Annotated in this window: 5 protein-coding genes; all 5 read left to right on the top strand. The window is 74.4% G+C overall.

Translation table 11 applies throughout. The features are described from left to right. Window positions 1–279: 279 nt before the first annotated feature. The 5 genes from ABD067_RS16440 to ABD067_RS16420 all read left to right on the top strand — a co-directional run bounded on the left by ABD067_RS16440 (window position 280) and on the right by ABD067_RS16420 (window position 11,184). Window positions 280–4,905, top strand: coding sequence for a Hint domain-containing protein (locus ABD067_RS16440; RefSeq protein WP_343896434.1), 4,626 nt, complete (start codon window positions 280–282; stop codon window positions 4,903–4,905). A 74-nt stretch (window positions 4,906–4,979) separates the two neighbouring features. Then, window positions 4,980–6,647, top strand: a complete 1,668-nt coding sequence (locus ABD067_RS16435) for a helicase HerA-like domain-containing protein (RefSeq protein WP_343896433.1) — start codon at window positions 4,980–4,982, stop codon at window positions 6,645–6,647. Between the two features lie 56 nt (window positions 6,648–6,703). Continuing rightward, window positions 6,704–8,926, top strand: coding sequence for an ATP-binding protein (locus tag ABD067_RS16430; RefSeq protein ID WP_343896432.1), 2,223 nt, complete (start codon window positions 6,704–6,706; stop codon window positions 8,924–8,926). 153 nt (window positions 8,927–9,079) lie between these two features. Beyond that, on the top strand, window positions 9,080–9,946 hold the full coding sequence (gene dapF, locus ABD067_RS16425; protein ID WP_343896488.1) for a diaminopimelate epimerase: 867 nt from the start codon (window positions 9,080–9,082) through the stop codon (window positions 9,944–9,946). After that, window positions 9,943–11,184, top strand: coding sequence for a MiaB/RimO family radical SAM methylthiotransferase (locus ABD067_RS16420; RefSeq protein ID WP_343896431.1), 1,242 nt, complete (start codon window positions 9,943–9,945; stop codon window positions 11,182–11,184). The genes dapF and ABD067_RS16420 overlap by 4 nt, the downstream gene beginning before the upstream one ends. Window positions 11,185–11,349 lie beyond the last annotated feature (165 nt).

Here is an 11,349-nt window from a genome sequence, read left to right as displayed (position 1 = left end):
CGCGCCGCGCCGGGGCGCGGGCGCCGCCCGTGGCCGGACCCGGCCGCGGGGAGGCACCCGCGTGGTCGCCGCCGGCGGGGGCGGCCGCTGGGAAAACCGTGTCCATGGATGGCTCCGTCGCGCACGTCCCGGAGCGTCCGCGGCACGGCCTTTAACACATTTTTAGAGAAAAATAAGATCGCATTTCTACCAGTAGGAAATCACATTCACGTTCCGTTATCAAACCGGCCGAACGCATCCCGCATCGCGCGGACCTGCCCCGCGTCTCGGAGCCCTCTCATGGCCACTTACAACGGCACCCCCAGCAACGACACCCTGACCGGCGGCAACCAGTCCGACGTCTTCAACATCGGCGGCAACGCGAGCGCGACTCCGACCGGATTAGGCAACGATAGCGTCGTCGGCGGCGGCGGCAACGGCATCGACACGGCCAGCTACAGCCTCAACTCCACCTCGCAAGCGCTCAACCTCGTTGCGAACAGCTCCAACATCTACACCGGCACGGACGGCGTCGGGGGCACCGATACGCTGTCCGGTTTTGAAACGATCATCGGCGGCGCGGGCAACGACACGATCAACGCCGCTTTGGCGACCGCTGCGATCAACCTCCAGGGCGGCGCGGGCAACAACGTCCTGACTGGCGGGACCCTCGCCGACACCATCTCCGCGACCTCGGGCAACAACGTCCTGAACGGCGGCGGCGGCGACGACACCGTTACCGGCGGCGGCGGCAACGACACCATCGACGGCGGTGCCGGCGCCGACTCGCTCCTGGGCGGCGACAGCGACGACACGATCACCGGCGGCGCGGGCAACGACCGTCTCGACGGTGGAGCGGGCCAAGACGCGGCCGACTACAGGACCAGCACCGGCAACGTCGTCATCTCGTACACGAACGTGACCGGCGCGGAGTACACTGCGACCAGCGACGGCCTCGGCGGCTCCGACAGCATGACCGGGATGGACGATTTCCTGGGCGGCAGCGGCAACGACACCATCAGCACGAACGGGTCGAGCTGGGTCCACAGGATCGAGGGCAACGCGGGCGCCGACTCCCTGGTCGGCGGCAGCGGCGGCGACACGCTCGTCGGCGGCAGCGGCAACGACACCCTGGACGGCAACGGCGGCAGCGACATAGCCGACTATTCGGCCAGTACCGCCTCGGTGAGCCTCGCCTACAACTCCGCCCTTTCCGGCGGCGCGGGCTTCACCGGTGCGGACGGCACCGGCGCCACCAGCGGCACCGACACCGTCCGGAACGTGGAGACCATCTTCGGCGGTTCGGCCGCCGACACCATCAACGCGACCGGCTCCTCCACCGCGATGTACCTGAGCGGCAACGCCGGCAACGACGTGCTGGTGGGCGGCACCGGCCTCGACACCCTGGACGGCGGCGCCGACACCGACACCGCCAGCTACACGGCCAGCACGACCTCGGTGAGCCTCGTCTACAACGCGACCCTCGCGGGCGGCGCGGGCTTCACCGGCACCGACGTGCTCCGCAACATGGAGACCATCCTCGGCGGCTCCGCGGCCGACACCATCGACGCCAGCGGCTCCTCCGCCGCGATCCGCATCGAGGGCGGCGCCGGCGCCGACTCCCTGGTGGGCGGCACGGGAAACGACACCCTCATCGGCGGCACGGGCGACGACACGCTGGCGGGCGGCGGCGGCACCGACACGTACACCACCGCCGGCAACGCGGCCGACTACGCCGTCACCTTCGGCCAGGACGCGGGCGGCTCCTTCGCGCTCGTCACCGACACCAACACCGCCAACGGCAACGACGGCGCCGACAAGGTCTATGGCGCCGAGACCCTGCGCTTCGCGGACGGCGCCACCAGGAACATCGCCGTCACGAAGCCGACCCTGGCCTTCGGCGACGCGAACGGTTTGGTGAACGCCTCGGAAGCGAGCGGTACGCCGATCACGATCAACGGCCTGGCCGCTGGCGAAACCGCCGTGGTCACCCTCAAGAGCAGCGCCGGCACAGCTACGGTGACGGCCAGCTTCAACGGCAACGGCACGGTCAACGCCAACGTCTCCGGCTTGGGCGACGGCACGGTCACCATCACCCAGGTGGCGGTGACGAGCGGCGGGACGACCAACACCTTCACCGACCCGGCCCCCGGCGCGACGGTCGCGCTGGACAAGGCGGCCCCCGCCGAGACCACCACCATCCGGCTCGCCACGGACACCGGCGCCTCGTCCAGCGACGGCATCACTTCGAATCCCACCCTGTCCGGCACCGTGTCGAGCGGCGTGGCGGGCGTCACCGTCACCGTGCTCGACGGCACGACCGCCCTCGGGACCGCCACCACCGTCGCGGGCGGCAACTGGACCTTCACGCCCACCGGCACCGCTGCGGCGGACGGCACCCACACCTACACCGCGGCCGTGACCGACGGCGCCGGCAACCGCGGGACGGCCGCGGCGACCTCGCCGGCCGGCACCGCGCTCGACGCCGCGGCGCCGGCCGTCACCGGCGTTGCCTACGGGAGCAACGACGGCACCCTCGCGGCCGGCGAGCCCGTCACGCTCACCGTGAACTTCAACGAAAACGTGTTTGTCGCCGGCGGCAGCCCGACGCTGTCGCTGAACAGCGGCGGCACCGCGACTTACGTCAGCGGCAGCGGCGGCCAAACGCTGACCTTCACCTACACCCCGGCCGCCGGCCAGTCGGCCACCGACCTCGCCATCACGGGCCTCAACCTGCCCGCCGGCGTGACGGTGCGCGACGCCGCCGGCAACGCCGTGAACGCGGCCGGCGCCGTGGCGAATCCCGCCGGCACCCTCGCCGTGGACACCGCCGCGCCCTCGATCACGGCGGCGGCCGCCCCGTCCGGCACCTTCGGCATCGGCCAGGAGGTGAGCTTCACGCTGACCGGCAGCGAGGCGATGACCGTCACCGGCACGCCGACCCTGACTCTGAGCAACGGCGCCACCGCCACCTACGCCAGCGGCTCCGGCACCGGCTCGCTGGTCTTCAAGTACACGGTCGCCGCGGGCCAGACCGACAGCGGCGACGTCAACGTCACCGGCATCAACGGCACGATCAAGGACGCCGCCGGCAACGGCGTGCAGGCCTTCTCGGTCGCCACCGCCGGCGCCACCGCGGTCGACGCCAACGCCCCGGCCGCCACGACCACGGTCGCGCTGGCCCAAGACACCGGCACGCCGGGCGACGGGACCAGCGCCATCCCCGCCCTGACCGGCGTCGCCACCGGCCACCAAGCCGGCGACACGATCACCATCAGGGACAACGGCGTGGTGGTCGGCACCGCCGCCATCGACGCGAACGGCGCCTGGACCTTCGCCAACGCCGGCGCGGCGGGCGGCGGCCACGGCTACACGGCGGAGGTCACCGACGCCGCCGGCAACAACGGCACGGCGACCGCGACCTCGCCGGCCTCCACCTCGGTGAACGACGGCGGCGACGACGACCTTTCCCCGCTGGCCACCCCCGGCGCCGACCTGGTCGTCGGCGGCGACGGTTCGGACACGGTGGTCGGCCTCGACGGCGACGACACGCTCTGGGGCGACGACGCGGCCGGCGACCCGGCGGGCGACGGCGGCGACACCATCGACGCCGGGGCGGGCGACGACTCGGTGATCGGCGGCGGCGGCGGCGACACCGTCGACGGCGGTGACGGCGAGGACACGCTTCTCGGCGGCGCCGGAGGCGACACCCTGGCCGGCGGCGGCGGCTCCGACTCGCTCGACGGCGGCGACGGCGCGGACTACCTGATCGGCGGCGGGGCCGCGGACACCGTCCGGGGCGGCGCCGGCGACGACACGATCCAGGGCGACGGCGCCGACGACGCGGGCGACGTGGTCGACGGCGGCGACGGCCGGGACGAGTTCTCCTATTACGGCGCGGCCGACGTCACGATCGACCTGGCCGCCGGCACAACGTCCTCCGGCGCGGCGCTCGTGAGCATCGAGGACGCCTGGGGCGACACCGGCAACGACCTGATCCGCGGCGACGCGGAGGACAACCGCCTCCGGGGCTGGAGCGGGGACGACACCCTGGAGGGCGGCGAGGGCGCCGACACCCTGGAAGGCGAGGCCGGGAACGACAGCGTGCTCGGCGGCGACGGCGACGACGTGGTCGTGCTCGGCGGCGGCGGCAATGACACCGTCGACGGCGGGGAAGGCGCCGACACGGTCGTGTTCGCCGGCGAAAAGGCCGACTACACGATCACCAGCGCTACGGACGCCGGCGGCCAGCACTTCCTGGTCACGGACACCGTCGGCGGCGGCGGCACGGCCAAGGTCTACGGCGCCGAGTTCCTGGAGTTCGCCGACCAGACCGACCCGGTGTGCTTCATGGCGGGCACGCTGGTGGCGACGCCCTCGGGCGAGCGCGCGGTGGAGACGCTGGCGGCCGGCGACCTGGTGCTGACGGCGGGGGGCGGGGCCAAGCCGGTCCGCTGGCTCGGGCGGCAGACGGTGTCCACCCGCTTCGGCGACCCCTTGCGGGTGCTGCCGGTGCGGATCGCGGCCGGGGCGCTGGGCGAGGGCCTGCCGCGCCGCGACCTGCTGGTCTCCGCCGACCACGCGCTGCTGGTGGACGGGGCGCTGGTGCAGGCCGGCGCGCTGGTGAACGGCACGACGGTCCGCCGCGAGGCCCGGGTGCCGGAGGTGTTCACCTACTGGCACGTGGAGCTCGCCGACCACTCCCTGGTCCTCGCGGAGGGGGTCGCGGCCGAGACCTTCGTGGACAACGTGGCGCGCATGGCCTTCGACAACTGGGCCGAGCACGGGGCGGCGGGCTCGCCGGCGCCGCTGGCCGAGATGGCGCTGCCGCGCGCCAAGGCCGTCCGGCAGGTGCCCCAGGCCACCCGCCGCCGCCTCGCCGCGCGCGCGGCGCTGCTGCTCGGCAAGCGGGCCACCGCCGCCTGAACCGCCCCCCAGGGCTGCGCCCGCCCGCCCGCTCGGATATACCGAACGGGCGGGCAACGGCGGAGCCTCGGGGCATGGCGCGGGAATCGATACTGGTCGGGCGCGGCGACGCGCCCTGCGAACTGCTGCTCAGGCGCGCCAACCGCCACGGCCTGGTCGCCGGCGCCACCGGCACCGGCAAGACCGTCACCCTCCAAGTGCTCGCCGAGGGCTTCTCCCGCGCCGGCGTCCCCGTTTTCTGCGCCGACATCAAGGGCGACCTCTCCGGCATCGCCGCCCCCGGCAAGCCCAACCCCAAGCTCGACGCCCGCGCCGCCGAGATGGGCGAAACGGACTTCGCCTACGAAGCCTGCCCCGTCGTCTTCTGGGACGTGTTCGGCGAGCAGGGCCACCCGCTGCGCGCCACCGTGGCCGAGATGGGCCCGGTGCTGCTCGCCCGGATGCTGGAGCTGAACGACACCCAGGAAGGCGTGCTTTCCATAGCCTTCAAGCTCGCCGACGACGAGGGCCTGCTGCTCCTCGACTTCAAGGACCTCCGCGCCATCCTCAACCACGTGGCCGAGCGCGCGGAAGAGCTGCGCGCCGAGTACGGCCAAGTGAGCAAGGCCAGCGTCGGCACCATCCAGCGCCGCCTGCTGATGCTGGAGCAGGCCGGCGCCGAGCACTTCTTCGGCGAGCCCGCGCTCTCGCTCGAAGACCTGATGCTGACCACGCCCGACGGCCGCGGCGCGGTGAACGTGCTCGCCGCCGACAAGCTGGTCCACAGCCCGCGCCTTTACGCCACCTTCCTGCTCTGGCTGCTGTCGGAACTGTTCGAGGAACTCCCGGAGGTCGGCGACCCGGACAAGCCCAAGCTCGTCTTCTTCTTCGACGAAGCGCACATGCTGTTCCGCGACGCGCCCCGCGCGTTGGTGGAGAAGGTGGAAACGGTGGTCCGCCTGATCCGCTCCAAGGGGGTGGGCGTCTACTTCGTCACCCAGAACCCGCTCGACCTGCCGCTCCCCGTGCTCGGCCAGCTCGGCAACCGCGTGCAGCACGCGCTCCGCGCCTTCACGCCCATGGACCAGAAGGCGGTCCGCTCCGCCGCCGAGACCTTCCGCCCCAACCCCAAGCTCCGCGTGGAAGAGACGATCACCCAGCTTGGCGTCGGCGAAGCGCTGGTCTCGACCCTCGCCGCCGACGGCACGCCGACGGTTGTGGAGCGCGCCCGCATCGCCCCGCCCCGTGGCCGCATCGGCCCCCTCACGGCCGAGGAGCGCAAGGCCGCGCTCGCAAGCAGCCCGCTCGCCGGCCGCTACGACACGCCGCTGGACCGCGATTCGGCCTACGAAGCCCTGCAAGGCCGAGCCACAACCGCCACCGACGCCGAGCCCGCCCCTGCCGCGCCGACGCGCGGCGCCAACCCTTGGGGCGGCGGGGTAGGCGGCGATCCCTGGTGGCGGACCGGCGGCGCCCCGGCGCCGAGGCCGCCGATCCCCACCACGGTCCCCCGCGCCCCGACCCGCCGAACTGCGGCCGGATCGGGGCGCCGCGCGCCGGCCGCCGAACGCGACCCCGGCCCGGGCGGCGTGCTGGGCGACATCATCGGCGGCGGCGGGAGCGGCGGCGGCCGGAGCAGGGGGCGGCAGAGCCCCGCGGAAGCCATGGCGACCTCCATGGCCCGCAGCCTCGGCACCACCTTCGGCCGCAAGATCGGCGGGGCGGTGCTACGCGGGGTACTCGGCTCGATTCTGAAGCGCTGAGCACACATTCGGGAGTTGCGCGACGGAAGCTTCGCTTATATCAAACCGTGCGTCCCATGCCGAAACATCCGCAGCGCCCCCCGCCCGGAGGCGACGAGGGCGGGGCCGCTCTCACAGCTCCCGACCGCCTCGCCGCGCTGCGCCGGACAGGCCTGCTCGACAGCGCGCCTGAGCCGGCGTTCGACCGCCTCACCCGCTTGGCCTGCCGCCTCCTCAAGGTCCGAACGGCCTTGGTTTCCCTGGTCGACGCCGACCGCCAGTTCTTCAAGAGCCAGCAAGGGCTGCCCGAGCCTTGGGCCTCCTCGCGCGAAACCCCCCTCAGCCACTCTTTTTGCCGGCACGTGGTCGAGGACGGCGCCCCGCTGGCGGTCGCGGACGCGCTGGCCCACCCGCGGGCCCGCGGCAACGCCGCCGTGGCCGAAATGGACGTGGCGGCCTACCTCGGAGCGCCGCTGCGCGCGCCGGACGGTCGGGTGCTGGGCGCCTTCTGCGTCACCGACGGCGCGCCGCGCGCATGGTCCGAGGACGACATCTCGCTCGTGCAGGACTTGGCCGAGATGGCCGCTGCGGCCGTCGCGGCGCGCCATGAGGTTGCGGAGCGGCGGCGCGCCGAGGCGGCCCTGCGCGAGAGCGAGGAGCGGTTGCGCCTGGCCGTCGAGGGCGCCGGCATGGCCACCTGGGACGTGGCGCTCGCCACTGGGAAAGCGACCTGGACGGCCAATCACTTCGCCATGCTGGGCTACCGGCGACGGCCGGACGGCTGCGCGACTTACGGGATGTGGATGGACCGCCTCCACGCGGACGACCGCGCGCGGGTGTCGGAAGCGGCGGACCGTTGCGCGCGCGATGGCGAGCCCTACGGCATCGAGTACCGCGTCGTGCGCGCCGACAACGGCGAGGAGCGCTGGCTTTCGGCCTTCGGCCGCCGCGTGGAGCAAGCGGACGGCCCGCACTTCATCGGCGTGCTCTTCGACGTCACGGAGCGCCGCGCGGCGGAGGCGGCGCTAGCCCGCCACCGCGCCGAGCTGGAACGTTTGGTTGAGGAGCGCACCGCCGCCCTCCTGCGCTCGATGGAGGAGCGCCGCCGCGCGGAGGAGTCGGCCCGCCAAGCCGAGAGGCTGGCGGCGCTCGGCCAGCTCACCGGCGGCGTGGCGCACGACTTCAACAACATCCTGCAAGTGGTCGCCAGCGGCGCGGCGTTGCTCAAGCGCCCCGCCGTGCCCGAGGATCGCCGCGCGGCGATCCTGGAAGGCATGATCCAGGCCGGGCAGAACGCCCGCGAGCTGACGGGGCGGCTCCTGGCCTTCGCCCGCCGGCAGCCGCTCAAGCCCGAAACCTTCGACGTGGCGGAACGGCTGGCGGGCATGTCCGCGCTGCTGCGGCAGACCCTCGGCCCCAGCGTCGCGGTGACGACCGACATCACCCCCGGCTTGTGGCCCGTCCACGCTGACCCTTCGCAGCTCGAAGTGGCCGTCCTCAACCTCGCGGTCAACGCCCGCGACGCCATGCCGGGAGGCGGTACCCTCACTGTCCAGGCGCGCAACGTCGCCCTCAGCGCCTCGGCGGAGCGCGCGGCGGGCGAGTACGTGTGCATCGCCGCCAAGGACACGGGCGAAGGCGTACCGCCGCATTTGCTCGCCCGCATCTTCGAACCCTTCTTCACCACAAAAGGGGCGGGGAAGGGCACCGGGCTGGGCCTGTCCCAGGTGCATGGCTTCGTCACGCAATCGGGCGGTGACATCCATGTCGAAAGCGAACCGGGGCGGGGCACGGCGGTGTTCTTCCACCTGCCGCGGGCCGGCACGGCGGACGCCGCCGGCCCGCCGGCGGCGCGACCCGTCGAGGCGGGCGGCGCGCCGGAAGCCGAAGGGCTCTCCGTCTTGCAAGGCGTCGGCAGGACGGTCCTCGTGGTGGAGGACAACCCGGACGTGGCCGCCTTCGCCTGTTCGCTCCTGGAGGATCTGGGCTACGCGACGGAACGCGCCGGGAGCGCGGCCGAGGCGCTGGCGGTGCTCGCGGGCGGCGCGCGCGTGGACGCGGTGTTCTCCGACGTCCTGATGCCGGGCGGCATAAGCGGCGTCGAGCTGGCGGCGGCCCTGCGCCTGTCCCATCCCCGGGTCGCCGTGGTGCTCGCCACCGGCTACAGCGAGCCGCTCGCCCAAGGCAGCGCGCCGGCCGGCGTGCAAACCTTGCGCAAGCCCTACCGCCTGGACGAGCTTGCGGTGGCGCTCGGCCGTGCCATCGCGCGGAGCGCGGCGCCGTTGGAGGCGGCGGGGTAGGGCCGGCCGTCGAGCCCCGGCCCCGGCCGTCGCCATAGGGTCTCGGGAAAGGGGCGCGGGTTCCGTTCCGGGGCTGCGTTCCTGGCGGCCGGCCGGCCGCCTCCGGACCGTCACTTGGATCGCGCCTGCGCCGGCCGCATATCTCCGGCCGTGATGACGCTCCCGTTCCGCAAGATGCACGGCCTCGGCAACGACTTCGTGGTGCTCGACGCCCGCGGCCGCCCCGACCTGCGCCTGACGCCGGCCCGCGCCGCCGCGGTCGCCGACCGCCACACCGGCGTCGGCTGCGACCAGCTCATCGTGCTGGAGCCGGCCGAGGGCGGCGGCGCCGACGTGTTCATGCGCATCCGCAACCCCGACGGCTCGGAGGCCGGCGCCTGCGGCAACGCCACCCGCTGCGTCGCCTCCCTGCTCGCCGCCGAAACCGGCCGCCCGCGCGTCACCGTCCGCACGGTCAGCGGCGACCTGCCCGCGGTAGCGCTGCCCGATGGCCGTTGGCGCGTGGACATGGGCCCCGCCCGCCTCGGCTGGCGCGACGTGCCGCTGGCGCGGGAGTTCGACACCCTGCACCTGCCGATCTCGCGCGGCCCGGTCGGTGACCCGGCGGCCTGCTCGATCGGCAACCCGCACGCGACCTTCTTCGTCCCCGACCTGTCGCGCTTGCGCCTCGACACCTTCGGCCCGTCGCTGGAGCGCGACCCGCTCTTCCCCGAGCGCGCCAACATCGGCTTCGCGCAGGTGGTCGCGCCCGACCGCATCCTGCTCGCCATGTGGGAAAGGGGCGCCGGCCCCACGCGCGCCTGCGGCTCCGGCGCGTGCGCCGCGCTGGTGAACGCCCACCGCCGCGGCCTCACCGGGCGCCGCGCCACCGTGGTCCTGCCCGGCGGCGAACTGGAGATCGAGTGGCGCGAAGCGGACGGGCACGTGCTGATGGCCGGCCCGGTCGCCACCGCCTTCACCGGCGAACTCGACCTGGACGCGCTCCCCGAGCCCGCCGCCCCGGCCCACGCCGCCGCATGAGCGTGGAGGTGCTCACCTTCGGCTGCCGCCTCAACGCGGCGGAGTCCGAAGCCATGCGGCCCTTGGCCGAGCGCGCCGGCCACCGCGGCGCCGTGCTGGTCAACACCTGCGCGGTGACGGCCGAAGCCGAGAAACAGGCGCGCAAGGCCATCCGCGCCGCCCACCGGCGGAACCCCGCCGCGCCCATCCTGGTGACGGGCTGCGCGTCGCACATCGCGCCGGAACGCTGGGCGTCGCTGCCCGGCGTGGCCCGCGTCGTGCCCAACACGGACAAGCTCCGCCCTGAGGCGTGGGCGCGCGGCGGCGGAGCGCCGGCGCCCCCCGTCCCGCCCCCCGCCGCCGCGGGCCCCGGGGAGGGGCGCACCCGTGCCTTCCTGCAGATCCAGGGCGGCTGCGACCACGCCTGCACCTTCTGCGTGATCCCCCGGGGCCGCGGCCCGTCCTTCTCCGTCCCGGCCGATGCCCTCGCGGCCCGGCTGCGCGACTTGGTGGAGCAGGGCCACAAGGAAGCGGTGCTGACCGGCGTGGACATCGCCTCCTACGGCGCCGACCTGCCCGGCCGCCCCACGCTGGGCGCCGCCGTCCGCCGCCTGCTGGCGCTGGTGCCGGAGCTGCCGCGCCTGCGCCTGTCCTCCCTCGACCCCGCCGCCCTCGACGACGAGCTGTGGCGCCTGCTCGCCGAGGAGCCGCGCCTCATGCCCCATCTCCACCTCTCCCTCCAGCACGGCGCCAACCTGGTCCTGAAGCGGATGAAGCGCCGCCACCGCCGCGCCGACGCCCTCGCCGCCGCCCGCCGCGCCCGCGACGCGCGGCCCGGCATCGCCCTCGGCGCCGACCTGATCGCCGGCTTCCCCACCGAAACCGACGCGCACCACCGCGACACGCTCGCCTTGGTGGAGGAGATGGGACTCTCCTTCCTGCACGTCTTCCCGTACTCCGAGCGCCCCGGCACGCCCGCCGCCCGGATGCCGGCCGTGCCGGTGCCGCTCCGCCGCGAACGCGCGGCGCGGCTGCGCGAAGCCGGCGCCGCGGCGGCGGCGCGCTTCTGCGCCGGGCGCGTCGGCCAGGAGGAAACGGTGCTGTTCGAGGCCGGCAACCGCGGCCACACCGAGCACTTCGCGCCACTGCGGCTGACGGACGGTGCGGCGCCCGTGCCGCGCGGGGCGCTCCTGCGCGGGCGCGCCGCCGCGGCCGCCGCCGCCGGGCTCATGGCAACCGCTGCCGGGGAGGCGAGGTAGCCATGGCGCTGCGCGACTGGCTCGGGCGGCTGCGCGGGCGGGAACCGGAACCGGAGGCGCCGCCCCCGGCCCCGCCGGCGCAGGGCACCCCCGAGCCCGCGCCGCCGATCGCGCCCCCGCCGGTGGTGCCCCCTCCGCTCGACACGCCGCCGGCGCCGCCCCCGC

This window comes from Craurococcus roseus (assembly GCF_039523795.1).
GTDB classification, from domain to species: domain Bacteria; phylum Pseudomonadota; class Alphaproteobacteria; order Acetobacterales; family Acetobacteraceae; genus Craurococcus; species Craurococcus roseus.
Note: the sequence above shows the minus strand (reverse complement) of the source record. Positions and strands in the feature narration are given on the sequence as shown.

Excerpts from the sequence above, each read along its gene's own strand:
- ABD067_RS16430 (WP_343896432.1), top strand. The coding sequence starts at position 6,704 with ATGCCGAAACATCCGCAGCGCCCCCCGCCCGGAGGCGACGAGGGCGGG.
- ABD067_RS16420 (WP_343896431.1), top strand. The coding sequence starts at position 9,943 with ATGAGCGTGGAGGTGCTCACCTTCGGCTGCCGCCTCAACGCGGCGGAG.
- ABD067_RS16435 (WP_343896433.1), top strand. The coding sequence starts at position 4,980 with ATGGCGCGGGAATCGATACTGGTCGGGCGCGGCGACGCGCCCTGCGAA.
- dapF (WP_343896488.1), top strand. The coding sequence starts at position 9,080 with ATGACGCTCCCGTTCCGCAAGATGCACGGCCTCGGCAACGACTTCGTG.
- ABD067_RS16440 (WP_343896434.1), top strand. The coding sequence starts at position 280 with ATGGCCACTTACAACGGCACCCCCAGCAACGACACCCTGACCGGCGGC.